This is a genomic window from Alphaproteobacteria bacterium, from assembly GCA_005883305.1.
In the GTDB taxonomy this organism is placed as follows: domain Bacteria; phylum Pseudomonadota; class Alphaproteobacteria; order Sphingomonadales; family Sphingomonadaceae; genus Allosphingosinicella.
Genome location: VBAC01000001.1, coordinates 473513 through 495675, shown reverse-complemented (window position 1 = coordinate 495675; position 22163 = coordinate 473513). Strand labels below are relative to the sequence as shown.

Genomic DNA, 22163 nt, shown 5'->3' with positions numbered 1-22163 from the left:
TAAACCCCCACCCTACCCTCCCCCTCAGGGGGAGGGATTAGAAGACTGAATGTCGACACAGCCTAGAGCGACTCTAGGGCCGCGCCGCAAGCACCCCGCAGGCGATCCGGGCGCCGCTATTGCCGCTGGGATCGGTGCGGTAATCGTCCGCCGCGGCATGGATCACCACCGCCGCTCCGTCGGCGTCGAGCAGGCCGGCGGCGCCGGTGGCCGAGCCGCCGGGGATCGTGAATTCGAGCCGCCCGCCGCCGCTCTCGTCGACGTCGAGATTGTCGAGATCGCCGAGATGATGGCCTTGCGGATTGAGCGAGCCGTGCTGCCGTCCGGTCGGGTTCCAGTGCGGCCCGGCGCTCTCGAAGCCGGGTCCTTCGCAACGCCCCGCGGCATGAAAATGGACTCCGTAATGGCCGGCGGCGAGCCCCTGCGCCTGGACGCGCACTTCGAGCCCCGTCCGCCCCTGCCAGACCATCGCCCGCGCCGCCAGGCTCCCGTCCGCCCGCCGAACGTCCGTGATCAGCACTTCCGGCGGCGGCGACGGAGCAAGGGCCGCCTGGGCCGGCTCGGCCGCTTGAAGCAGGGCCAGCGCAGCAAGAATCATCGTCACCCTCCCGGTTGGGGCGCCCCGCCATCTCGCGGCGCGCGGCCGATTCCATACCATGAGAGGCCGGCTTCTTCGACCTCCTCCGGCGGATAGATGTTGCGCAGATCGACGAAGGCACGGCCTCGCATCGCTCCGGCCATCCGATCGAGGTCGAGCGCCCGAAGCGCGTCCCATTCGGTGACCAGCACGACCGCGTCCGCTTCTGTCGCCGCCTCGTAGGGGCTGGAGCAAAGCTCGACGCCGGGCATGAGCGGCCGCGCCTGCTCCATGCTCTCGGGATCGTAGCCGCGCACCTTGACGCCTGCATCCTCGAGCGCCTGGGCGATCGCGATCGACGGCGCGTCGCGCATGTCGTCGGTGTTCGGCTTGAACGCCAGGCCGAGAAGGGCGACGGTCTTGCCGCGCGCCTCGGCCCCGAGCGCCTGGACGACCTTGCGCCCCATCGCCCGCTTGCGTGCGTCGTTCACCTTGACGACCGCCTCGACGATGCGCAGCGGCGCGTGATAATCCTCCGCCGTCTTCAGCAGCGCCAGTGTGTCCTTGGGGAAGCACGAGCCGCCATAGCCCGGGCCCGCGTGCAGGAACTTGGGTCCGATCCGCCCGTCCAGCCCGATCCCGCGGGCCACGTCCTGGACCTCGGCCCCGACCTTCTCGCACAGGTCGGCGATCTCGTTGATGAAGGTGATCTTGGTCGCGAGGAAGGCGTTGGCGGCATATTTGATCAGCTCGGCCGTGCGCCGCGACGTGAACAGGAGCGGGGCCTTGTTCAGATAGAGGGGACGGTAGATTTCCTTCATGATCTCCCTTCCGCGCTCGTCATCGGCGCCGACGACGATCCTGTCCGGATGCTTGAAATCCTCGATCGCCGCGCCTTCGCGCAGGAACTCGGGATTGGAGACGATCGAGACCGTTGCGTTCGACGCGGCCTCACGGACGATGCGCTCGACTTCGTCGCCTGTGCCGACGGGGACCGTCGATTTGGTGACTACTACCGTTGGGCCATCGAGCAACGCTGCGATTTCCCCTGCTGCGCCATAGACATAGGAGAGATCGGCATGGCCGTCGCCCCGCCGCGACGGGGTGCCGACGGCGATGAAGACCGCCCCGGCGCCCTTGAGAGCGGCGGTCATATCGGTAGTGAAGGACAGCCGGCCCACGGCGACGTTTCGTGCCACCAGTTGGTCCAGGCCGGGCTCGAAAATCGGCATGATCCCCTCGCGAAGATCGGCGATCTTGCGTTCGTCCTTGTCGACGCAGACCACGTCATGGCCGAAATCCGAAAGGCAGGCTCCGGAAACGAGGCCGACATAGCCCGTCCCGATGATCGCGATGCGCATTGAAGGTCCTTGATGGAATGGCTCGCGCCCGCGTTATCAAAGCGGCGCGGCGCAGAATAGGGGGCTTGGCGTCGAGGCTGGTGGCGCGCACTTCGAAAAAAAGGGAGCCGACCCGAAGGCCGGCTCCCAATCTTTTGGCGTTCCGCCGCCGGAGCGGCAGAGCCCCTTCTTACCAGCCGGAGCCGGGGCCGAAGGTGACTTCCACGCGCCGGTTCTGCGGCTCGCGCACGCCGTCGGCGGTCTCGACCAGCGGCCGGCTTTCGCCGAAGGCCTCGGTCGTGATGACACCGTCCGGAATGCCGTGACCGGCAAGGTAGGACCGGGTGTTGTTGGCGCGCCGCTGCGACAGGCCAACGTTGTAGTCCGCAGGACCCGACCGGTCGGCGTGACCGGCAAGGACGACCTGGGCCCGGCCGCACTGCTGGTAGGCAGCCGCCGCATTGTCGAGGATCGCGGCCGCTTGCGGCGTGATCTCGTCCTTATCCCAATCGAAGAACACGATGTAGGGACCCGGCGCGCACGGCGGAGGCGGCGGCGGCGGCGGAGGCGGAGGAGGCGGCGGGGGCGGAGGCGGCGGCGGCGGCGGAGGCGGCGGCGGCGGCGGAGCCCCGAAGTTGTAGGTGATGCCGCCCAGCAAGCTGTGCGAGCGGAACCGCGATTCGGACTCGAAGCCACGATAATCGACGGTGTTGATGTTGTCCGCGTTGAAGAAGCGGTAGCGGACGGTCACGTCGAGATTGTCGCTGATCGCCTGACGGAGACCGGCGACGATCTGCCACGCGAAGCGCGTGTCGGAATCGTCGATCGCGGCGCCCTGGTTCGAGAAGGCGCGGACGTTGTTGTAGTCGATGCGGGCAACACCCACACCGCCGCCAACGAAGCCGCTGACGCCATCGTCGTCACCGAAGTCGAGCATGCCGTTGATCATGAAGCTGAGGGCGCTCGAGCGACCACCGCCAGCCGGATAAAGGTCCGGCGTGATCGTGCTGCCGACAGGCCGGCAGGCGGCCGGATTGCCCGGAAGGCAGGTCACCGACTCGATGTCGTCCACGTCGGCGCTCTTGTAGGCGACCTCGGCCTCGATGCGGAACGCACCGAGATCGTAGCCGACGAACAAGGCTGCGTCGTAGCCGTAATCGTGATTGAGAGCGAGCTGCGAGGTCCCGCTGCTCGGAATGGTCGGCGTAAGACCGAAGTCGAAGTCGATGTCCTCGACGATCATCCCACCGAAATCGCCACCGACGTACCAAGCGTTATTGCGCGCGAGGGCCGGCGTGGCGAGTACGGTTGAGGACAGCGCCACAACAATGGCGAGCTTCCGCATAATCTTCCCCTTTCTTCTGCGTCCCAATCGGGAACGACGTGAACTCCTTACGGTAAGCGGAGTTTCCGCGCAAGCACGCATAGCCCCACACCTGTTGCTGAAAAGCCGCAGCCCACCCAGAAGATGAACGGCAGTTGATCGGCGGCTCAGAAACGACCCGCCCCCGCTTGGGTTGCAGACGAAATGAGGACATCATGATTCGATCAGGCCGTGTGACTTTAATGTCGCAATGACGGCGTCGAGCGCAAGCCGTGCTTTCGCGTCGATTGTCGTTCCGCCAGAAGGACTTGCGATCGTTTCGAGGCGCGGCCCGACGACTTGCTGGCCGCCGACGAAAAGCGCCGCGGCGGGCAGGCGTCCGTCGCTCCACCCCGTTCCGTCCCAGTGGATCCACAACCCTGCCGCCTTGTTCCAGACCAGCATCCCGGGAACCGGCGCCACGAACCGCCAGCCGCCGTCCGTGCGGCAGGCCAATGCGCCGTCCTCGCCGGCCCAGGCGCCGGTCGCTCCGGCGGCTGCGATCCAGCACTGCCCCGGCTCGGGGGCGTCCGGCGGATCGGTCCGCGGCCCCTCCTCGACCGCCGCCTGGAGCGCGGCGTCGATCCTCGCCAGCGCCTCGTTGTGGAACATCTCCTTCTGGGCCTGCCCCGGAAGGATGAACGGAAGGGCGAAGCGGGGGCTCGATTCCGGCATGACGGATCTCCTCTAGCTGACGAGCAGCGTCGCCGGGCGCGACACCGCGAAGGTTCCGAGCTGGACGATCGAGACGAGCGCCGGCCCGCCTCCATCGGCCGCGCGCTCGGCGGCGCCGTAATGGAAGGAAGGCTCGGTCACGATCGCGCTTCGGGAGAAGCCCTCCCCCGCCAGCTTCACACGGTAGCGCTCGGCCTCCTCGCCCAGCGGCGTGTCGCCGCCGCTGGGCCAGACCCATCCTTGCCGGCTGCGCCTCACCCAGCGCAGCGTCACGCCGCCGTCGAGCGGCTCGGCAGTGAGGTGCACCGGGCTCGGCGGACGAATCGCTTCGCCCGCGATCGGGCGCTCGGCCGCCGCTCCTTCGGGCGGGTCACCTATGCCGTAAGCGATCAGGCGCGCTTCGCCGCCGGCCGATCCGGCGGGCGCCTGCAGAGGAACCAGGCTCTCGGCTTCGATCAGAACGAAGCCCTCGCCGGCGGAATGGAGCGCCGCGGCCCATTCCGTCCCGCGCCGGCCGCGCCACAGGCGGGACAGGCGAAATCGGTTCGTGCCGACGGGATCAGCCGCGCCGAACTGGATCAATTCCTCGCCCACCAGCGCCAAATTCTCGCCGTTCGCCAGGGCGTCGTCGCTGCGCGATTCGAGCCACATCGAAGCGTTGAGAAGCTCGACCTCGATCGCGGATTCCCTGTCGGCCAGCGCCGGGCCCGCGGGTGCAAGCGCGCCGAGCACGGTGCCGATTACCGCCGGGGCGGCCGTGCTCCCGGCCGCGAGCCAGGTGCCGCCGCCGTCGAAGCTCGCCTCGATCGCCGCCCGCCGCCAGCCCGCCTCGCTCCCGGCCGCCGCGGCGAAGAGCAAGGGCGCGCCGGCGGTGCCGTCGCCCAAAGGAAGGTCGAGCAGGCGGAGGACGGTCGGACCGTGAACCATGTCCGGCTGCCGCACCGGAACTCCCGGGCTCGCAGGCGGAGCGCCGAAGCCCGCAGGCGCGATCCGGACGAGATCGAGAGTCACGGTCATCGGCCCGATCGACATCCGCTCGATCCGCCAGCGCCCGGCCTCTCCCTCGAGCAGGACATGGCCGCCGGGGCTGAGGGCGCAGGCGCGCCACGACCGCGTGACCCGGGCGGTGAGCCGTCCGGCCCAGGCCGCCGCGAGCCGCTCCTCGGCCAGCCGCTTGGCCTCCGCCGCGCCGAGCGCCGCCGGCAGCGCGCTTCGGTCGGCGGGCCCCGACGCTCCGCCCCGCGTCGCCCGCTGAAGCCCCGCCTGATAGTCGCGCTCGATCTCGTAATAGGCGACGCTCGCCTCGCGCGGCAGGGTGGAGGCGCCGCGGCGGACGATCTCGCGCCGGCCCTGCTCGTCACTCGCGCCGAGCGCGTCCGCCTCGCCCGCGCCGGCGGTCAGCGTGAGCCGCTCGCCGTCGTCCACGAGCGACAGCGGGGCCACCTCCGCCAGCGCCGCGATCGCCCCCCGCACGCTGTCCTCCGACACCGCATAGCCGCCCACGACCGGAGTTTCTCCGGCCACGACCATCCCGCCGCCGAGCGCCTCGGCCATCGCCCCCACGCTAACCGCCCCGGCATCGGCGATCACCTCGAAGGTCAGCGAGGGGATTCGGTTGCCGTAATCCTCGAGCTGGAAATCCTCGAACAGCGCATAGGCGATTCCGCGAAAACCGGGCGTCTGCGCGATCCCCTCGGCCGCCGCGATCAGCGGGTCGGCCGGCTGGTCCTCGCCGCCCGAATGGATCCTGAAGCCGGTCGCGCTCTTGAAGTCCCCGGCCGCGCCGCGAAGCAGCTTGCCGTCGGCCCAGATCCGGCCGATCCCGAGGATCGGCCGCGCCGACAATGCGACCGCGAAGCTCGCCGAATAGGAATAGCCGATCGTCTTCGGCCGCCCCTTGCCGCCGCCGCTCGACGTGCGCCGCTCGATCAGGTCGGTCGACCAGATCACCGTCCCGGCCACCCGCATCGTTCCGAATATCTTCGGGATCGCCGCACCGTAGCTAGAAATCTGCACCGCGAGGTCGCCGAGCCGCGCGCCATGGATCGGCTTCGGTGCGAACAGCACCTCGCGGTCCAGGATCTGGCCGGCGATCGATCCGATCGCGCCGCCGATCGGCCCGCCGATCGCAGTGCCGACGGCGGTCAAAACAAGAGTGGCCATCTTTCTTCTCCGTTCAGGAAAGGCGCCAGGCCGAGAGCACCGGCCAGGGCGGCGCACCCGGCGCCTCGACGACCCGGCGAAGGCCGGCATCGGCGTGAAGATGGCCGCCGGGGGTGACGATCGCCGCGTGAAGCCGGCCCGGCGCGGGCGCGAGGATCAGGATGTCGCCGGGCCGCGCCGGGCCCTCGGCGCGCCGGAAACCCAGCGTCTCGAGCGCTTGCCCGATCGCCTCCGGCTCGAAGTCGCGAAGGCGATAGTCCCGCCTCGTTTTCGCGAGGTCGGCCCCTGCCGCCGCGGCGACGAGGCCGAGGCAATCGAGCCCGGTCTCGGCCGAGCGGCCCTGCGGCCGGAAGGGCGCGCCGATCAGGGCGCGCCCGGCCGCGACGATCGCCTCAGCGCTCCGGGTCATCGGCGGGGACCGGTCCCGAAGGCGCGGGCGTCGGCTCGGGAGGCGGCGGCGCCGGCTCCTCCGCCTTCTTGAAGTCGAGCGTGCTCCCGTCGACCACGATGTGGATCCCCTTGGGGATCGAGGCGCAGGCGCCGGGCGCGAGCAAAAGCAATCCCAGGCAGGCACGAAGCTGCATCGTCTTTCTCCTTCTTGTGGTTGGAACAAGGGTCCGTACGAACCCTAGGCGCCGGGGTAGCGAGTCAGCAGGTCGGTCCCCGGCAAATGCGGCTCGCCGCGAAAGTTGAGGGCGTTGGCGAAGCGGCCGGCGCAGGTGGCCAGGCTCTTGTCGCAGCCCTCGCTGACTTCGATGAGGTCGCCGATCGCGGGCGCGACGGCCGGCGGCTCGCGAAGCACGAGCGCCGCGCCCTCGGCGCGAAGGATCGCGCTCTCGGTTCCGCTATTGGCCCCGCCGATCCAGCGCAGCCGGCCGTAGCCGAGCGCGTCGCCGGCGGGCGCGTCCGCGACCGTCACTTCATTCTCGCCTTCGACCGATGCGATCCGGGTGATCCGCCTGCGCCCGGCCATGTCGACCCGGCACCTCTTGTCGCCGAGCTCGGCGCGGCATTCGGGCGAGGTCTGCTCGACGGCCGGGCCCTCCAGCATGGCCGCCGGCCCCAGCAGCTCCGCCTCGAACGCGTCGCCGCGCAGCGAAACCTCGCCCAGCACGCCGCGAGCGATCGGCAACACCTCCGCCCCCGGCGCCTCCCAGTCGGTCATGAACAGGCTCAGCGCCGCCCCGTCCCAGCGCCCGGCGCGCAAATCCTCGGCCCGGATCGCATCGCTGGTCAGCGCGCCCTTGATGTCCAGGCTCGCGGGATCGAACCCGTCCGACAGGCCGATCGCCGACGGCAGCATCCCCGGCGCCGCGCGGTAGGTGAGGCCGCCGATCGCCAGGTCGCGGTCGTGCCCGGTGAACCCCAGCGCCACGCCGTCGTGGCGCTCCAGCCGCCAGCACAGGGCGACGGTGGTGAGGTCGGGTTGAAGGAAGTCGGTCATCACGAACCTCTCCCCTTCTCCCCTTGTGGGAGAAGGATACGTAGCCTTGGCGAACGAAGTGAGCTTAGGCGGAGTTGGATGAGGGGTAGCGACGCGGAGCGTCGCGCGCTCGCAAGGCGAGCGCACCCCTCACCCCAACCCCTCTCCCACAAGGGGAGAGGGGCTACAATTCCCGCACCTCGATCATCGGCACGCTCGGCACCTCCCCCGCGAGAAACGTGGCCCGGCTCAGCTCCAGCCGGTCCTCGGCGAAGCGAACCGGCACGTCGAAGCGGAAGCCCGCCTTCACCTCCGCACCCTCGGGCGGCGGATCGTCGAAGGCGACGACGCCCTTCCCGCCCAGCGCCCAGCCGCCGGCCATCTCCACGCCAGTCACCGACACCCGAACGCTCGCCGCCACCGGGCGGGTGATGCGGCGGACCTGCTGCCCATAGGCCTTGATCAGCGGGAACTCCGTCCTCACGCCGTCGCCCATGCCAAGCAGCTGGTCCGCCGCCCCGGGCTCGAGGCTCATCCCGTTCGAGCTGTTGTCGAACGGGTCCTCGATCCGGAATCCCTGCGCCGCCCCGCGCCGCGCGCGGAAGAAGGCGAGCAGCGCCTGCAAATCCTCCTCGCTGCGCAATCCCGGCCCGGCGTCGAAGGAGAGCCGGGCGTCGGCCCACTCCGAATTGCGCTGCTCGGCCCCGCCGGCGGTCGTCACCACCGCCGTCGAAAAGGCCGGCGCCACGCTCGCCTCGCGCCCGAGCGCGATCGGAAAGCGGACGTCCGCGAAGGCATCCATGTCAGTCTCTCCCAAATCGAAATGGACGAAGCCGTCGCGGGCCACCTGCGGCAGCGCCCAGGCGAACACCTCGGCCGTTCCGCGCTCGAACGCCGCCTCGGCCGCCGCCTCGATCCGCGGCCACAGATGCGTATCGGCGCCGTCGAGCACGAAGCCGGCGAAATAATGCTGCTCCGAAACCGGATAGCCGAGCCGCTCGGCCATCGCCGTCGCCGCCGCCCCGCTCCTCCCGCGCCCCTCAACCACCCAATCGTAGTCCTCAAGCTGGAGCACGTCGAAAAGCGGCGCGGCCCAGCCGGTCGGCACATTGGCCCGGGCGATGTCCGGCGACGCCAGCACGCCCGGCAGGTAGACGAGCAGCAGGCACTCGGCCCCCGCCGCCTCCTCGCGCACCGCCGCGCACAAGGCGGCGGTCGAGGCCGCGAGGCACGCGCCCGCGGCGTCGAGCGTCGCCTCCTGCGCTTCATTCAGCGGCCCGTTGACGACCGCGATCGCCACCGGCGCGAAGGCCGCCACGGCCGCCGCGTCGTAGAGGCAGATGCCGCCGTCCGCCGTCACCCACCACCAGGGCTCGCCGACCTGGAAGCGCACCGGCAGTCCCGCGTCGCGCAGGATGCCCGCGAAGGCCCGAGCGACGAGCCGCAAATAGCCCATCGCCCCGGCGTTCGCCGGCGACAGCAAAGCCGACGGCGGCTCCCATGCCGTGAGCGCCGGCGCGCCCTCCAGGTCGCGCTGCTTCCAGTCGTTCCAGCAATGCTGGTCGAGCAGCTCGTAGGAGAGCGAGAAGATCGGGCTAAACCCGAGCGCCGCGGCCCGCGCCGCGAAGTCGCGGTGCCAGGCGGCGCAGGGGCCGTTGAGCACTCCGCCCGCGAGGCTGACGTAAAAGGCGCCGCCCACCGCCTCGAGCCGGAAATAATGGCTCATCCCGACATAATGGCTGAGCGCACCGCGATAGCCTAGGCCAAGCGCCATCCGAAGCACGCGCGCCGGCGTCAGGTGGTAGAGATCATCATAGCCGGTCGCGATGCGCAAGGCGTGCTCGGGCACGAGCACGTCGCCTTGTCCCAGCACCGACCCGGATCCATCGCAGCTCATGCCGCTGAGCTCGGCCCAGCCCTCCGCCGGAGCGTCGAGCGGCGAGTCCGTCCCGTCATAGCCGGGCGCGGCCAGCGAAACGAATATCCTGTCGACGTCGCCCGCCCAGACCGGATCGTCGCCCTCCCAGCCTCCCGCCAGCGCGGCGAAGTCGAGAGTCACCACCGCGTCCTCGCCCGATCCGACCGCATTATTCCACAGCCGGACGTACCAGGCGCGCGCCGCCCCCGCCTCGTCGCGGCCTTCGATCGTCAGGGTCGGCCCGTTGGCGGCATCGAGCGGCATCAGCCCTTCCGAACGCCAGCGAAAGCTCAGCCGGCAGCGGCGGAAATCGCGCGCCGTCTCATAGGCGAGCAAAGGGTGGTCGTGCCGGTCCTCGGCCTCCCAGATCAGCCCGGCGAGGTCGCTCCTGCGGTAGAACACCGCGTCGACCCGAAGCGCGTCCGGCGCGATTGTGGTTGCCGCGGCCATCATCGGCCGCGGGAAGTTCACCGTCCAGAACAGCGGATCGAAGCGCTTGACGAATCCCAGCCGCGCCGCCGCATCGTGCCTGGTGAGCCAATGTCCCATCGAAACTTCCTAAGATCGTCATTCCCGCGAACGCGGGAATCCAGCTTCTTCAACTTGTCGGAGCGAAGGCGTAGGACGCTCGAATGCTGTTCCCGCCATCGACATCGCTGCCGACCCCCCCGGCTCCGTCTCTGCGGCTGCGCGGATCGGCGCGGCGCCCGCTGGTCCAGTTTCTCGCCGTATTCGCTCTGTCGAGCGCGTGGGCTCACCTCGAGCGAGGCCACACCCCGCTTAACCCCGTGCTTTTCATTGGTGTGCCGCTCTTGATTGGCCTTGTTGCCAACAAAGGCTTTGCGCGCCTTGCCATGGGCGTTGCGCTCGTCGGGGTTTCCGCCGCGGCCGTGATGGCAAACGCCTGGCTCTTCGGCTGGGGCATGTGATCGATCCGTCACCCGCATAAATCATCGTTTTGTCCTTGAGCCCCGGCGACTTGACCGCCCCTCGCATGAGTCGCACACATCGCCGCCATGGCGGGCGCGGCGCGGCTTACATTCGGTTTTGCCCTGGCCCTGGCGGCGCTTCTCCTGCCGGGCGCCGCATCGGCCGCCGATCTCCTGCTCGGCCCCGAATCCGGCTTCACCATCCCTGTCGAGCTTGGCGGCGCCACGCTTCGCCTTCGCGTCGATCCCGCCGCCTCCGGCCTCGTCATCCTCAATCCCGACGCGGTCGCGCGCGCGCGGCTCACGCCCGAGATGATGCGCGGCCGCCCGGGGATCCCAGGCCAGTATATCCGCCCGTCCTACGCCCGGATCGGCCCGGTCGCCCTCGCCGGCCGCACCCGCGCCGTCACCGCCCGCCTGGCCGGCCAGGCGCTGCGAATCCAGGCGATCTGGTTCGATCGGGCCGTTATCGACGGCGCCGACGGCCTGATCAGCCCCGCTTTGCTACCCTATGACAGCATCACCTTCCGCCTCGGCGCGGCCCGCGCGGGCGAAAGCGCCGCCTCGCTCGCGCTCGATTTCGTCACCGGGCTCGGCCTCTATTTCCCCTATCCGCTCGAAGGCCGGGCGCTTCCGGTCCAATTCTCGCTGTGGAAGCCGTCGAGCATCGCCACCGCGGCCGCCGGCGCCTTGCTCGCGCAGGCGCGCGGCGGCGCCTGGGCCGGCGATCCCGGCCGCCGCGCCGTCAGCTTCGGAATCCTCCGCCCGGTCCGCCCGATGCAGCTCCGGCGCCCGCTCGATCTCGGCTTCGCCCGGGTCGGCCTGTTCCTCGTCCGCACCGGCGATTATGGCGGCGGCCTCGCTCTGCCCGCCGAGACCGAGGCCGATCCCGACGAGATCGTCGTCACCGCCGCCCGCGCCGCCCAGGTCGCGCGCCTCAACCTCGTCCTCGGCGCCGACCAGTTCGCCGCCTGCTCCTCGCTGCGCTACCAGCGCGCCGAGCGCCGCCTGACCCTCATTTGCCCCGGCGCCACCCCCGCCCCCCAGCGCCCCCGCGAGCGCTTCCGGGGGCCGCCGGATTAGGCTGGATCGGCATTCAATTCCCACCGTCATTCCCGCGAAAGCGGGAATCCAGCTTCTTCAACCGCAACCTAACCCGCCTCGCTCAGCGCCCGCCTCACCGCCCGCGCCACCTGCCGGCTCGACGCCTGCAGCGCGCGCGCCTCGCTCCCCGCGGGGGCGTTGATCGTGATGCTCAGCCTGATGTCGCGCCCGCCGGGCAGCGCCTCGATCCGCCCGCTCGCCGTCGGAACGAACAGCTCCGGCCCGCGCTCGCCGACCAGATAGGGCCGCGCGGGCGAGACCGGGCCGCCGATCGCCTTGCCCGGCGCTCCGGCGAAGGCCGCGAGCAGGCTTGCGATCGTCTCGCCGAGCCCGCCCGCCTTGCCGCCGCCGAGGATCGCTCCGATCCCGCCGCGGATCGAGGCGGCGGCGATCTCGCTCAGGGCCGCGAGCGCCGCCCGCTTCAGATCCTCGAAGCCGAGCCGCCCGGTCCTGACCGCGCGAAGCAGCGCATTCTCCAGCGCCGCCCCGGCCCGCTCCGCCCCGGCCGCGAACGGCCCGTCCAGCTCGCCCCGCATCGCCGCCACGTCCCGGGCGAACCCCGCCGTATCGGCGCGGACGCTGACCAGCAGCCTTTCGATCTCTTCATCCATCGGGAAACATCTCCTTGAGCCGGGCGAGGTCGTTCGCGTCGAGCGGCTTGGGCTCGTCGCCGGCCAGCGCCGCGATCACCGTCGCGAGTTCGGCCGGCGTCGCATTCCAGAATTCGTCGGGCCGCCAGCCGAGCAACGCGCCCGCCAGTCCGGCAAGCTTTGCAGCAGCACTGACAAAACCCTCTCCCGTGGGGAGAAGGTAGGGTGAGGGGGTACGGTTTCGGAGGTTATCCTCGGACATCCTAACCCCTCACCCCAACCCTCTCCCCATGGGGAGAGGGAGCTAAGCCGCACCCTGCAAGATCTGCCCGAGCAGCACCCGAAGCACCGGCGCAACCCGCGCCAGCCCCATCTCCGCGACCGCCTCCCCGATCTCCTCGCGCGTCGCCGCTCCGTCCGCGCAATGCGCGAACAGCCCCGCCATCTCGCTCAGCGTCAGCCGCCCCTCCGCCGCCCGCTCGACCAGAGCGAAGAGCGGCCCGAGCTCCGCCTCCGCCGCGCACAATGCTGCGAAGCTCGGCCGCAGCAAAACCGCGGCATCGCCGACCTGAATCTGCGCCTCCCCTCGCGCCGCATTCGCCCTTTTGCTCATCGCATTTCTCCAGTTCGAAAGTTTTCACGCGGAGACGCGGAGAAGAAAGGAGAGGCGCGGAGAAGTAGCTCGGGGCCGAAGGCCCAACCCTTCCTTCTCCGCGCCTCCCGCACCGATGCATGAACGACGCCGGCTCCGCCGGAATTTCGCGATCCGGCGAACCCATTCCGGCCTCGGCTCTCCGCGCCTCCGCGTGAACCCTAAACCGGTACCACCGCGCCCGAGCTTTCGAGCGCCAGCGCGTAGGTCCGCTCGCCATTATAATCGCCGGCATAATCGAGCCGGGTCAGAAGGAAGCGCCCGCGCATCCGCTCGCCGCTTTCGAACGACAGCTCGTAATCGTCGATCGCGCCCGATAGCGCGTTGGCCTTGACCCGCGCCTCGGCCGCCGATCCGGTGAAGATCCCGCTCGCCGCCACCGACACCGACCGGACGCCCGCGCCGGACAGCAATTCGCGCCATCCGCCCGAGTCCTTGCTGGTCACGTTCACCGCTTCGCCGTTGACCGACATCTGGGTCGTCCGCATTCCCGCGATCGTCGCGTAGACCGGCGGCGCTCCGCCGTCTCCGACCTTCAGCAAAAAGGCGCTTCCCTTTTCCGCACTCATGGCGCATTCTCCTTGATCTCAATCAGTTGGGGGTTGGGAACATGATAGCCACTGCGATCGCCATGCTGCTGTCCATGCAGGCGTCCGATACGACCAGGGCTTCGCGAGAAGCCTTCACGCGCTGCCTCGGCCGGTTCGTCGATTCGAGCATGGAGGCGGGCAAGACCGCCGCCCAGTTCAGCGCCGAATTCCCGCAGGCCTGCGCCACCGAGCAAAGCGCCTTCCGGAACGCGATCATCGCCCGCGACACCGCTTCGCGATCGACCCGCGCAAGCGCCGAGGAATCGGCGAATGCCGAGATCGAGGACGCCCGGTTCAACTTCAACGACCGCTTCCAAGGCGCTCAGCCGCCGCAGGTCGCCGCGGCCTCCACGCCCGCCGGCCAGCCGGCGGCGCAGACCGCGGCGCAAACGACCCCGGCTCCGGCCGCCCAGCAAGCCTCGCAGCCGCATTAAACGCGCGTCGGCCCGGCCTGAATCACCGTGATTCCAGCGCGAGCTAGAATCACTTTCCTTTCTTCGCGCCCTTCGCGGCTTCGCGTGAACCGAATCCCCTTTCTGTCACGCGAAGACGCGAAGAACGCGAAGGAAGAAGGAACGAGAAGCGAGATCCCCTCTCGTTCGAGCGGGAGCCTTAATCCTCCCGCATCATCCGCGCCCGATAGTCGATCGCCGCGCTCCATTTCCCCGGCGCCTGCGCGGCGAAAATGCTGCGCACGAAAACCAGCGTCACCAGCCGCCAGCCGCCGCCGGTCTCGATCCCCTCCATCGCCGCCTGCGCCGAGTCCGCCAGCGCCCGCAGCCGCGCCGGCGATTCGCCCTCGTCGCGAAGCACGATCGAAAGCCTGAGCTCGCGCCCGGCGCCGCTTTTGTGCCCCCAGTCGCTCTCCATCCCCGCGCCGATGGTGACGTGGGGGATCGCCGCCTGGATCGGCGCCGCCTCGTGCACCCCCGCCAGGCCGGGGACCGTCTTCAGCGCGGCATCCGCCGCCGCGATCAGGGCTCCGCTCGCGTTCATCTCGTCTTCTCCTCGATCAGCCGGCGCAGGGCCGCGTCGAGCGCGAACCTGCGCCCGAGGCCCCGGCCCGAAATCACCACGCCGTCGTCGTCCGCCTCGGCCTTCACTCCCGGCGGAAGCGCCCCGGCGAGGTCCGCCGCGAGCGCCTCGCGCCGCGCCGCCGCCCGCGCCTCGGCCCGCCGCCGCGCCCGCTCGGCCAGCCGGTCGAACGTCATCCGAGCCTCAGCCGGCGCCAGGGCCGCCACAAGGCGGTCACCGCCGCCGGCGGCTCCCGGGGCCCGCCGCCGTCGCGTATCGTGTAGAGATGCGCCGCGAGCCGGACGATGCCGTGGCGAAGCGCCTCCGGCAGCCGGCCCGGATCGGCCGCCATTCCCGCCCGGTAGGCGACGCTGACCCGCCCCGCCTCGATCGGCCGCAACAGCCGCACCCAGCCCTCGCCGGCGGAGTCAATGTCGACCGCATAGTCGCCCGGCGCCAGCGGCACGTCGCCGGCCGCGACTGCGGTGATGGCCATCACCGGCGCCGCCCCGAGCCGGGTCCAGGCGCCCGTCCCCGGCAGAGTCTCGATCAGCTCGCGAACCATCAGCGCCCGCCTGGTGAAGGCCTCGCAGGCCTCACCCGCGGCCCCGATCAGGCCCGCAAGCAGCGCGTCCTCGCCGTCATGGCCGATGCGAAGATACGCCTTCACCTCGGCCAGCGCCGCCGCCGGCGCCGGCGGCTCCTCGATCACGATCATCGCCGTGCCTTTCGATTGTGAAAAGAAGGTGCGCCGGCCGGGTCAGGGGGAGAACCCGGCCGACGCTGTCGCCAAGCCAGCCCCTTCCCCCCTTGTGGGGGAAGGATACCGCAGCTTAGCCGCGGAGCGGCTTAGCGAAGGTTGGATGGGGGGTAAGCGCTCCGAAGGAGTGCGCGAAGCTCACGCTTCGCACCCCCACCCCTCAATCCCCTCCCCACAAGGGGGAGGGGAAGCTCCCGTATCAGGCCGCGAACTTCAGCAGCTTGATCGCCTCCGAGTTCATCACCTGCCCGCCGACCCGCCGCGTCGCGTAGAAGTGGACGAACGGCTTGTTGGTGAAGGGATCGCGAAGGATCTGCGTCTCCTGCCGCTCGGCGATCAGATATCCGGCCTTGAAATTGCCGAATGCGACCGACAGCGAATCCGCCGCGACGTCGGGCATGTCCTCGGCCTCCACCACCGGATAGCCGAGCAGCGTGTCGGGCTGCCCCGCCACCAGCCCCGGCTGCCAGACGAACGCGCCGTCGTCGGTCTTGAACTTGCGGATCCGCGCCGCGGTCGACGAGTTCATCACGAACACCGCGCCCTGCCGGTAGGGCGGGCGAAGCGCCTGGACGAGGTCGATCAATTTGTCCTGCGGCGCCACGTTCGGAAAGCCGCCGGCCACGCCCGTCGAGACGAACTGAAGCGTCCCGAACGCCCGAACGCTGTCGATCGCGCCGCTGGTCGGCTGGCTCAAAAAGCCCTTCGGCCGGTTGACCCCGCTCCCGGAGACGAACGCCGCCCCTTCCGCCCGCGCGAACTCGGTCGCGATCTCGCCGGCCAGCCAGGCCTCGACGTCGAACGCCGAATCGTCGAGCATCGCCTGGCTCGCCGCCGGATTGGCGTAGAGTTCGCCGAAGGGCGGCGCGATCTCGGCGAAGTCGGGCGTGTCGGTCTCCGGCCGCCCGGCCGTCTCGGCGACCCAGCCCGACGGCGTCCCGCCGGTCGTCACCAGCTTGCGGTAGCCGGCCGATCCGACCCGAACGACGCTGGCGATGGACCGGATCGGCGAGATCGCGGTCAGCGTCTTTTCGATCCTCTGGTCGATCTCCTCGGGCACCGCATAGCCGCCCGCCGCATCGGTCGCGCCCGACAGCGCCTTCAGCTCCACGCCCGCCTCGAGCCCCTTGCGCAGATAGCGCTCGACGAACGGCGACGGCTCCGACTTGACGCCGGACAGCGCGGGCCTCGCGATCGCCTGCCCCTCGATCCGAGCCCGCAGCGCCGCCACCTCGCCGCGCAACGCCGCGACGTCCTCATCCTCGCGCTCGAGCGCCTCGAACGAGGCCTCCAGAGCATCCGCCTTCACTTCGATCATGCTTGTTCTCCTCCATGGAAAAGAGCCTCCCCGCCGGCGGCGGGGAGGCCCGGATCATTGCTTCTGAAATCAGGATTGCGTGCCGACCACGGTGCCGTCGGTGTCGCTCGACGGCAGCGAGGCATGGGTCGTTCCCGCCTTCACCATCGCCTTCCCGCTGGCATTGGTCCAATACCAGCCGCCCCCGATCTGCGTGGGGTTGAGCCAGTTCGCGGCGGCGCCGGAAAGGAAGGCGGGAGGCAGCGGAGACACCTGGTCCTGGATTCGCCAGCGGCCGACGAAATAGCGGCTCTCGTCCCCGCTCTTCACCGGATAGCCGCTGGCGGTGTCGAGCACCGGCGCCGTGGTCGAAAGCCCGAGCGCCGGCAGATTCCCGCTGTCGTAAAGATAGACGTTGTAGGTCGTGTTGCTGGTCAGCGCGCCGCCCTCGTCGTTCGTGCCGGTGAGCGTGCGCGGCAGCCCGGTGCCGCGCATCTTGATGGCGACCCAGGGCCCGGTCTTGAAGAGCGCCAGGCTCGCGCCGCCATAGGCCTGGCGATAGGGCACCTTGTTCCCGCCCTTGGCGAAATCGGGGATCAGAAGGATCGCTCCGCTGTCCTCGATCAGCCGGCATTCGTTGGGGATCGGGTCGAACGTCCATCCGTCGAAGCCGATTTGGCCGGTCCAGCCGAAATTTTCCCACACGACGTTGCGGATCCGGTGGTCGTTAAGCGTCACCTCGCCTTCGAGCGTCAGCTTGAACGCCGTGTACGGATTGTTGTCGGAGGTCGCCCGGACCACCACGCCGTCGATGTCGATCTTCTGCAGCGAATAGGACGGGAGGAAGCTGCAGGTGAACTCGAATCCGACCTTCGCAACGCCGGCGCTCGAATTGTAGAGCTGGAGGCTGCGGGCCTTGAAGGCGTCGATGCCCGAGCAATAGAGACTCCTGCGCTTGTTGTTCTCGAAGGTCGTGCTTTCCAGCGTGGCCGATTGCGCCAGGCCGTCCTGTCCGGGGATGAACAAGGCGATATTCTCGTTCTGGGTGAACGCGCACTGATCGAGCGTCAGGATCTGCCCTTTCCAGATCATGCCGCCGGAATAGTCCAGCACGGTTCCGCTCGAAGCGGTGTACGAACCGAAGCTCGTCCCATCCACGCCGTCCAGCGTGAAGCTGTTTGCGCCTGTGACGGTGACGGTGAACCGGCGCCCGTTGAGGTAGATGAAGCTGCCGCCGGCGGCCTCGAAGATCATGATCGTATCGCCGGTCGTCAGGCCGTGGGCGGTGGAGGTCACGGCGACGGGGTTGGCGGCCGTCATCGCGGAAATGGACCGGTCGTTCGCCGTCCCGCATTCGTGGATGAACACCTGCTGCAGCCGAAGGAAGGACAGCTCGTTGACGTCCTCGGCGCAGACGGCCCTGATGCCCCAGCCGGCGCAATTCTCGATCCGCACCTGCTCCAGCTCGATCATGTTGCAGGTGTCGGAGCCGAACGCATCGCCGTAGAGCCCGACGATCTCGATTCCGTCGCCGCTCATGTCGATGATGTGCACGTCGCTGATCTTGATCTGATAGCCGGCGCGCAGCCTGATCGCCGTCGCATCGGTCGGCGATCCGTAGGGGCGGATGGTCAGCCCCTGGATCGTCGCTCCGAGCATCGCCCGGAAGCGATAGACCATCTCCTGGGTGTTCGCGGTCGCCGTGGCGTTCGCCGAAAGGTCGACCTCGGTGCCGGAGACAATTGTCTGAACCGTCGCGCCGGCGGGGATTCCGGGGCCGAAGACGTGCCCGCCCGTCGTGAGCTGGTTCGCATCGACGCTGATGTGGTCCAGGGTGGGGTCGGCCGCGTGCGTGTCGGCGGTGAAGAACAGGCCGCCGTCGAGGTCGAAGGCGGCGCCGTTGTCGGCGCCGGTGAGGATCGTGGTGTGGCCCGATCCTGCGCCGAGGATGCGCGGCCCCGGTCCGAACGCCCCGTCATAGTCGGCGACGCGAATCTTGAGCGGCGCCTCGATCCGGTAGCTGCCGGCCGGAATGTACAGGATCTGGCCCTGGTCGATCGCGTCGTCGAGCGCGGCCTGGATGTGGACGGTGTCGTCGGTCGTTCCGTCACCGACGGCGCCGTAATCCTGGACGTTGATGCAGGGAATGGATGTCATTTCGTCTCTCCATGAAAAAAGCCGCCCGGAATGGACGGCTTGCTGGACTGGTTGATTCTGGTTTCGCTCGAGCGGCCCGCCGTTGACAGCGGGCCGCTCGACCGTGCATTTTGCGGCGATGAAACAGGCTCGAAGGACGCTCGCCGCGCTCGCCCTCGCGCTTTCGCTGTCGCCGCTTCGGGCGCAGCCGCCCGGCGATCTCGAGACCGAGGCCGAGCAGGCCGCCGCCGCCTTGCGCGAGAAGCTGCCGATGCGCGCCGACGACGTCACCACCGCGGTCGCGATCCGCGCCGACGGCGCCGAATTCGTCTACGACATGCAGCTCAGCGAGGTCATCCCGCCCGACCAGCTCGAGGCGCGCCAGCGCCTGATCCAGGAGCGTAACCAGGCCGGCCTCTGCCAGGGGCAGGGCGGCGCCTTCGTCCGCCGCGGCGGCTCCTACCGCCACGTCTACACCGATCCCGAAGGCCACCGCTTCGAAACCCGAGTCGCCCGCTGCCCGCCGGCGGAATGAAAACTCCCTCTCGCACGGGGAGAGGGTCTACCCCTCCACCGCGTGAACCCGCGCCTTGGGCTGCATCGGCAGCGACACCAGGCTGATCTCGACCAGCTCGAGCTCGGTCAGCTCGCGCGGCCCCTCCCCCTGGGCCGCGCGCACCCGGTAGCCGAAGCTCAGCCCCCTCACCCTGCCCGCCTTGAGCAAGGCCGCGGCCTCCGCATCCGCCAGCCGGGCGATCACGCGCAACCCGCGCCTGTCCTCCTGCAAATAGTCGATCCGCCCGATCGGCCGCTCCGGTCGGTGCTGCCAGAGCAGGGGCACCGCGCCGCAGCCGCGCTTGAGCGAGCCCGCGAACGCGCCCGGCCGAACCAGGTCCCCGCCCCGGTCCAGCCGGTCGAACACCGCCGCATATCCCGCAAATCTCATGTCGGTCTCCAGCTTCGTAGGTTCACGCGGAGGCGCGGAGAATCCGGTCCGGGCCGAAGGCCCAAGCCCTTCTTCCCCGCGCCTCCCGCACCGTCGCGTGAACGAAACCGGCTTCGCCGGACCGCGCGATGGCCCGAACTGCTCCGGCCTTCGCCTCCGCGCTCTCCGCGTGAACTCTCTTCTTTCTTAGCCGCGCAGCATTTCCAGGAGCCCGGCCTTGACCGCGATCCCCGCCACCAGCAGCGCCAGCACGATCCTTATCGCCCAGTTCACCACCGCTTCCCGGGCGCTCTTCTTGGCGTCGCGCCAGGCGCGCAGAAGCTCGCGCAGCTCGTCCATGTCGCGCCGCGCCCCGGCGTCGGTCAGGCCGAGCGCGGCCAGCGCCCGCTCGGCCCCGGCGCCGCTCGCCTCCTCGATCAGCGCGCGCATGGTCACCATGTCCGCGCCCTGCCCTTCCGCCTGCGCCACGAGCAGCGCCAGCATCGATTGATTCTGGTTGGTCATCCGGTCCCTCCTCCTCGTCAGGCCTGGCTCTCGAAGCCCAGCATCTCGCGCTTCTCCTCGCGGCTCAAAAAGTCCGCCGCGATAACCTGCCGCCACAAGGCCTCGCGCTCTTCGGCGAGCGCGCTGATCCGGTCGAGGTCGACCGCGAGCCTCAGGCCCGGCCACCAGCAGGCGAGCGCGTCGGCGAGCCCGCGAAGGATTCGCTCGGCCATCGGAAGCACGGTCAGCCGCCACAGCGCCCGGTTCGCCTCCTTGTAATTGGCGTAGGTCGAATCGCCCGGAAGGCCGATCAGCATCGGCGGCACTCCGAACGCCAAAGCGATCTCCCGCGCGGCCGCGGCCTTCAATCCGGCGAAGTCCATGTCCGCCGGAGTCAGGCTCATCGCCTGCCACTTGAGCCCCCCGTCGAGCAGCATCGGCCGCCCGGCGTTGCGCGCGCCTTCATGCTCCGCCTCGAGCTCGGCGCGAAGCCGCTCGAACTGCTCGGCCGAGAGCATGTCCCCGCGCCCGTCCTCGTAGACCAAAGCGCCGCTCGGCCGGGCGCCGTTGTCGAGCAGGGCCTTGTTCCATTTGGCCGCCGCATTGTGCACCGCCACCGCGCCCGCCGCCGCGCCGAGGCAGCCGAGGCCGTAATGGTCGTCGAGCGGGTGCGCCGCCTTGAGGTGAGCGAGCCCCGGCCGCCCGAGGGCGTCGACCGCCGCGATCCGGCTCGCCGCCTCGCCCACCTTGTAGCGATAGGCCGCCGGCCACCCGTCCGGCCCCGCCTCCACCGTCACCCGCTCGGGCCTCAGCGCGAACAATTCCGCCGGCATCCCCTCGCCGTCCTGGAGCAGCTGGACGAACGCATTGCCGTGCAGCAACAGCTGCGTGGCCACCGTCTCGAGCAAGGCCGGAGGAATAAGGGAAACCGCTCGTCCACCTTCGTTCCCCGGCGAAGGCCGGGGCCCAGGCCTCGCTTCTTCCCCGGTCAAAGAATAGACAGGCACGGAAGCCACGCTCTCCGCCACCAGCCGAACCGCCCGCTGCGCCACCGGATTGCCGAGATAGGCCTCCCGAACCTGCGCCTCGTAAGACCGCGGCCAAGGCTCCCCAGCGAACAGCGATCCCAATCCCGCCACTAAAAAAGGCCGCGCCCGCGGGCCGGCCTTCCGTCCGAACCATTTCATGTCGCTCTCCTGAAAAAGAACTAGGTCCACGCGGAGGGCGCGGAGAAGAAACTGAGGCGCGGAGAGAGCGTGCGGGCCTGAAAGTCCAATCCTTCTCCGCGCCTCCGGCACCGATGCATGAGCCACGCCCGCTTCACCGGCAACCAGCCGATGTTCGAGCCGCCTTGCCGTCGTCCTCCGCGCCCTCCGCGCGAAACTTCCTTCCTCACAGCCCCGGTCCTGCGCCCGCCCGTCGCGCCCATCCCCCACACCGCCGCGCCCGCCGGAACGCCCCGCTTCCCGCCCCGTTGATTCCCCGCCGCCAGCTTCCCGCGGCAAGGAGGAATTCCCAATGTCCATCGACGATCTCGACATCCGCCCGAGCACCGCAACCCGCGACGACGATTACGAGCGCGACGAGCAGCATCATCTCATCGCCTCCAACCGGGTCGAAGGCACCGCGGTCTACAACCGCGAGGGCGAGCGGCTCGGCACGGTCAGCCACTTCATGGTCGGCAAGCGCAACGGCCGCGTCGAATATGCGGTGATGAGCTTCGGCGGCCTGTTCGGCCTCGGCAGCCGCTACCACCCGCTCCCCTGGGACGTGCTCGATTACGACACGGGCCAGGGCGGCTACGTCATCGATTTCGACAAGGCCAAGCTCGACGCGGCCCCGACCTACGAGAAGGACGCCGAGCCGGTCTGGGACCGCTCGTGGGGCGAGCGGGTCCATTCCTATTACGGCGTGCCCTATTAGGCCCCGGCCGTGCGGCGGCGGGGCGGCGATCCCGGCTGCCCCGCCGGCGCGCGCGCTGGTGTCTTCCTTCAGACTCACGAACCCCTCACCCAACCCTCTCCCCAGGGAGAGGGCTTAAGGGACCGGCAGGGCATGACCCCCTCTCCCATGGGGAGAGGGTTGGGGTGAGGGGGTACGGCGTCGCCGCAAAATCGCAGAATCCGAACCGCGTGCCCGCAAATCACAAAAACCGGATCCGCGCCTCCCGCGCCGCCGCATGAACCCCGCCGGCTTCGCCCGA

The 22163-nt window shown here is 69.7% G+C and carries 26 protein-coding genes; 5 read left to right on the top strand and 21 right to left on the bottom strand.

Annotation, left to right across the window (positions count from 1 at the left end; genetic code table 11):
* Positions 1-73 precede the first annotated feature (73 nt).
* The 9 genes from E6G92_02365 to E6G92_02325 form a co-directional block, all read right to left on the bottom strand.
* A complete protein-coding gene (locus tag E6G92_02365) occupies positions 74-598 on the bottom strand; it encodes a superoxide dismutase family protein (GenBank protein TMJ18707.1) in 525 nt (174 codons plus the stop codon).
* Positions 599-600: 2 nt separating this feature from the next.
* Positions 601-1938 carry a UDP-glucose/GDP-mannose dehydrogenase family protein gene (locus E6G92_02360; GenBank protein ID TMJ18706.1) on the bottom strand — a complete coding sequence of 446 codons (1338 nt, stop codon included), beginning with the start codon at positions 1936-1938 and terminating at the stop codon, positions 601-603.
* A gap of 169 nt (positions 1939-2107) precedes the next feature.
* Positions 2108-3262, bottom strand: coding sequence for a flagellar motor protein MotB (locus tag E6G92_02355; GenBank protein ID TMJ18705.1), 1155 nt, complete (start codon positions 3260-3262; stop codon positions 2108-2110).
* 192 nt (positions 3263-3454) lie between these two features.
* The gene (locus E6G92_02350; GenBank protein TMJ18704.1) at positions 3455-3955 is read right to left on the bottom strand and encodes a DUF2793 domain-containing protein; all 501 of its coding nucleotides are present in this window, start codon (positions 3953-3955) and stop codon (positions 3455-3457) included.
* Between the two features lie 12 nt (positions 3956-3967).
* Positions 3968-6118 (bottom strand): hypothetical protein, encoded by a 2151-nt coding sequence (locus tag E6G92_02345; protein TMJ18703.1) that lies wholly within the window; start codon positions 6116-6118, stop codon positions 3968-3970.
* Between the two features lie 13 nt (positions 6119-6131).
* Positions 6132-6527, bottom strand: a complete 396-nt coding sequence (locus E6G92_02340) for a peptidoglycan endopeptidase (GenBank protein TMJ18702.1) — start codon at positions 6525-6527, stop codon at positions 6132-6134.
* Positions 6511-6702: a hypothetical protein gene (locus E6G92_02335; protein ID TMJ18701.1), complete on the bottom strand. Its 192-nt coding sequence runs from the start codon at positions 6700-6702 to the stop codon at positions 6511-6513. Before E6G92_02335 ends, E6G92_02340 begins: the two co-directional genes overlap by 17 nt.
* Positions 6703-6746: 44 nt before the next feature.
* The gene (locus E6G92_02330) at positions 6747-7562 is read right to left on the bottom strand and encodes a DUF2163 domain-containing protein (protein ID TMJ18700.1); all 816 of its coding nucleotides are present in this window, start codon (positions 7560-7562) and stop codon (positions 6747-6749) included.
* 163 nt (positions 7563-7725) lie between these two features.
* Positions 7726-10008: a TIGR02217 family protein gene (locus tag E6G92_02325; GenBank protein TMJ18699.1), complete on the bottom strand. Its 2283-nt coding sequence runs from the start codon at positions 10006-10008 to the stop codon at positions 7726-7728.
* A gap of 83 nt (positions 10009-10091) precedes the next feature.
* On the opposite strand from E6G92_02325, the gene E6G92_02320 reads away from it, so the two are divergent.
* Both E6G92_02320 and E6G92_02315 read left to right on the top strand, forming a co-directional pair.
* Positions 10092-10388, top strand: a complete 297-nt coding sequence (locus E6G92_02320) for a hypothetical protein (protein TMJ18698.1) — start codon at positions 10092-10094, stop codon at positions 10386-10388.
* 87 nt (positions 10389-10475) lie between these two features.
* Positions 10476-11471, top strand: a complete 996-nt coding sequence (locus tag E6G92_02315) for a hypothetical protein (GenBank protein TMJ18697.1) — start codon at positions 10476-10478, stop codon at positions 11469-11471.
* A 68-nt stretch (positions 11472-11539) separates the two neighbouring features.
* Here the strand turns inward: E6G92_02315 and E6G92_02310 are convergent, their stop codons facing one another.
* The 4 genes from E6G92_02310 to E6G92_02295 form a co-directional block, all read right to left on the bottom strand.
* Positions 11540-12103 carry a tail tape measure protein gene (locus E6G92_02310; GenBank protein TMJ18696.1) on the bottom strand — a complete coding sequence of 188 codons (564 nt, stop codon included), beginning with the start codon at positions 12101-12103 and terminating at the stop codon, positions 11540-11542.
* The gene (locus tag E6G92_02305) at positions 12096-12344 is read right to left on the bottom strand and encodes a phage tail assembly chaperone (protein ID TMJ18695.1); all 249 of its coding nucleotides are present in this window, start codon (positions 12342-12344) and stop codon (positions 12096-12098) included. The genes E6G92_02310 and E6G92_02305 overlap by 8 nt, the downstream gene beginning before the upstream one ends.
* A 42-nt stretch (positions 12345-12386) precedes the next feature.
* A complete protein-coding gene (locus tag E6G92_02300) occupies positions 12387-12695 on the bottom strand; it encodes a gene transfer agent family protein (GenBank protein ID TMJ18694.1) in 309 nt (102 codons plus the stop codon).
* 200 nt (positions 12696-12895) lie between these two features.
* Positions 12896-13303, bottom strand: coding sequence for a phage major tail protein, TP901-1 family (locus tag E6G92_02295; protein ID TMJ18693.1), 408 nt, complete (start codon positions 13301-13303; stop codon positions 12896-12898).
* Between the two features lie 41 nt (positions 13304-13344).
* On the opposite strand from E6G92_02295, the gene E6G92_02290 reads away from it, so the two are divergent.
* A complete protein-coding gene (locus tag E6G92_02290) occupies positions 13345-13758 on the top strand; it encodes a hypothetical protein (GenBank protein ID TMJ18692.1) in 414 nt (137 codons plus the stop codon).
* Between the two features lie 178 nt (positions 13759-13936).
* Here E6G92_02290 and E6G92_02285 read toward each other — a convergent pair whose 3' ends face one another.
* The 5 genes from E6G92_02285 to E6G92_02265 form a co-directional block, all read right to left on the bottom strand.
* Positions 13937-14320 (bottom strand): DUF3168 domain-containing protein, encoded by a 384-nt coding sequence (locus tag E6G92_02285; protein TMJ18691.1) that lies wholly within the window; start codon positions 14318-14320, stop codon positions 13937-13939.
* Positions 14317-14535, bottom strand: coding sequence for a hypothetical protein (locus tag E6G92_02280; protein ID TMJ18690.1), 219 nt, complete (start codon positions 14533-14535; stop codon positions 14317-14319). The genes E6G92_02285 and E6G92_02280 overlap by 4 nt, the downstream gene beginning before the upstream one ends.
* A complete protein-coding gene (locus E6G92_02275; protein ID TMJ18689.1) occupies positions 14532-15056 on the bottom strand; it encodes a hypothetical protein in 525 nt (174 codons plus the stop codon). The genes E6G92_02280 and E6G92_02275 overlap by 4 nt, the downstream gene beginning before the upstream one ends.
* A 241-nt stretch (positions 15057-15297) precedes the next feature.
* The gene (locus E6G92_02270; protein TMJ18688.1) at positions 15298-16416 is read right to left on the bottom strand and encodes a phage major capsid protein; all 1119 of its coding nucleotides are present in this window, start codon (positions 16414-16416) and stop codon (positions 15298-15300) included.
* A gap of 69 nt (positions 16417-16485) precedes the next feature.
* Positions 16486-18552 (bottom strand): hypothetical protein, encoded by a 2067-nt coding sequence (locus E6G92_02265; protein TMJ18687.1) that lies wholly within the window; start codon positions 18550-18552, stop codon positions 16486-16488.
* 118 nt (positions 18553-18670) lie between these two features.
* On the opposite strand from E6G92_02265, the gene E6G92_02260 reads away from it, so the two are divergent.
* Positions 18671-19066 (top strand): hypothetical protein, encoded by a 396-nt coding sequence (locus tag E6G92_02260; protein TMJ18686.1) that lies wholly within the window; start codon positions 18671-18673, stop codon positions 19064-19066.
* 27 nt (positions 19067-19093) lie between these two features.
* On the opposite strand, the gene E6G92_02255 is transcribed toward E6G92_02260, so the two are convergent.
* The 3 genes from E6G92_02255 to E6G92_02245 all read right to left on the bottom strand — a co-directional run bounded on the left by E6G92_02255 (position 19094) and on the right by E6G92_02245 (position 21147).
* Positions 19094-19477 (bottom strand): HK97 family phage prohead protease, encoded by a 384-nt coding sequence (locus E6G92_02255; protein TMJ18685.1) that lies wholly within the window; start codon positions 19475-19477, stop codon positions 19094-19096.
* Positions 19478-19663: 186 nt separating this feature from the next.
* Entirely contained in the window at positions 19664-19981 is a 318-nt protein-coding gene (locus tag E6G92_02250; GenBank protein ID TMJ18684.1) for a hypothetical protein, read from the bottom strand.
* Positions 19982-19998: 17 nt separating this feature from the next.
* A complete protein-coding gene (locus tag E6G92_02245) occupies positions 19999-21147 on the bottom strand; it encodes a phage portal protein (protein TMJ18683.1) in 1149 nt (382 codons plus the stop codon).
* A gap of 331 nt (positions 21148-21478) precedes the next feature.
* Here E6G92_02245 and E6G92_02240 point away from each other — a divergent pair, with 331 nt between their 5' ends.
* Positions 21479-21883, top strand: a complete 405-nt coding sequence (locus E6G92_02240) for a PRC-barrel domain containing protein (protein TMJ18682.1) — start codon at positions 21479-21481, stop codon at positions 21881-21883.
* Positions 21884-22163: the final 280 nt, after the last annotated feature.

Bases quoted from the DNA above. Each gene is read 5' to 3' on its own strand.
- E6G92_02325 (TMJ18699.1), bottom strand. From the start codon at position 10,008: ATGGGACATTGGCTCACCAGGCACGATGCGGCGGCGCGGCTGGGATTC.
- E6G92_02290 (TMJ18692.1), top strand. From the start codon at position 13,345: ATGATAGCCACTGCGATCGCCATGCTGCTGTCCATGCAGGCGTCCGAT.
- E6G92_02255 (TMJ18685.1), bottom strand. From the start codon at position 19,477: ATGAGATTTGCGGGATATGCGGCGGTGTTCGACCGGCTGGACCGGGGC.
- E6G92_02300 (TMJ18694.1), bottom strand. From the start codon at position 12,695: ATGAGCAAAAGGGCGAATGCGGCGCGAGGGGAGGCGCAGATTCAGGTC.
- E6G92_02360 (TMJ18706.1), bottom strand. From the start codon at position 1,938: ATGCGCATCGCGATCATCGGGACGGGCTATGTCGGCCTCGTTTCCGGA.
- E6G92_02245 (TMJ18683.1), bottom strand. From the start codon at position 21,147: ATGAAATGGTTCGGACGGAAGGCCGGCCCGCGGGCGCGGCCTTTTTTA.
- E6G92_02350 (TMJ18704.1), bottom strand. From the start codon at position 3,955: ATGCCGGAATCGAGCCCCCGCTTCGCCCTTCCGTTCATCCTTCCGGGG.
- E6G92_02285 (TMJ18691.1), bottom strand. From the start codon at position 14,320: ATGAACGCGAGCGGAGCCCTGATCGCGGCGGCGGATGCCGCGCTGAAG.
- E6G92_02320 (TMJ18698.1), top strand. From the start codon at position 10,092: ATGCTGTTCCCGCCATCGACATCGCTGCCGACCCCCCCGGCTCCGTCT.
- E6G92_02305 (TMJ18695.1), bottom strand. From the start codon at position 12,344: ATGTCCGAGGATAACCTCCGAAACCGTACCCCCTCACCCTACCTTCTC.
- E6G92_02280 (TMJ18690.1), bottom strand. From the start codon at position 14,535: ATGACGTTCGACCGGCTGGCCGAGCGGGCGCGGCGGCGGGCCGAGGCG.
- E6G92_02335 (TMJ18701.1), bottom strand. From the start codon at position 6,702: ATGCAGCTTCGTGCCTGCCTGGGATTGCTTTTGCTCGCGCCCGGCGCC.
- E6G92_02240 (TMJ18682.1), top strand. From the start codon at position 21,479: ATGTCCATCGACGATCTCGACATCCGCCCGAGCACCGCAACCCGCGAC.
- E6G92_02365 (TMJ18707.1), bottom strand. From the start codon at position 598: ATGATTCTTGCTGCGCTGGCCCTGCTTCAAGCGGCCGAGCCGGCCCAG.
- E6G92_02260 (TMJ18686.1), top strand. From the start codon at position 18,671: ATGAAACAGGCTCGAAGGACGCTCGCCGCGCTCGCCCTCGCGCTTTCG.
- E6G92_02250 (TMJ18684.1), bottom strand. From the start codon at position 19,981: ATGACCAACCAGAATCAATCGATGCTGGCGCTGCTCGTGGCGCAGGCG.
- E6G92_02275 (TMJ18689.1), bottom strand. From the start codon at position 15,056: ATGATCGTGATCGAGGAGCCGCCGGCGCCGGCGGCGGCGCTGGCCGAG.
- E6G92_02270 (TMJ18688.1), bottom strand. From the start codon at position 16,416: ATGATCGAAGTGAAGGCGGATGCTCTGGAGGCCTCGTTCGAGGCGCTC.
- E6G92_02310 (TMJ18696.1), bottom strand. From the start codon at position 12,103: ATGGATGAAGAGATCGAAAGGCTGCTGGTCAGCGTCCGCGCCGATACG.
- E6G92_02330 (TMJ18700.1), bottom strand. From the start codon at position 7,562: ATGACCGACTTCCTTCAACCCGACCTCACCACCGTCGCCCTGTGCTGG.
- E6G92_02295 (TMJ18693.1), bottom strand. From the start codon at position 13,303: ATGAGTGCGGAAAAGGGAAGCGCCTTTTTGCTGAAGGTCGGAGACGGC.
- E6G92_02265 (TMJ18687.1), bottom strand. From the start codon at position 18,552: ATGACATCCATTCCCTGCATCAACGTCCAGGATTACGGCGCCGTCGGT.
- E6G92_02340 (TMJ18702.1), bottom strand. From the start codon at position 6,527: ATGACCCGGAGCGCTGAGGCGATCGTCGCGGCCGGGCGCGCCCTGATC.
- E6G92_02345 (TMJ18703.1), bottom strand. From the start codon at position 6,118: ATGGCCACTCTTGTTTTGACCGCCGTCGGCACTGCGATCGGCGGGCCG.
- E6G92_02315 (TMJ18697.1), top strand. From the start codon at position 10,476: ATGGCGGGCGCGGCGCGGCTTACATTCGGTTTTGCCCTGGCCCTGGCG.
- E6G92_02355 (TMJ18705.1), bottom strand. From the start codon at position 3,262: ATGCGGAAGCTCGCCATTGTTGTGGCGCTGTCCTCAACCGTACTCGCC.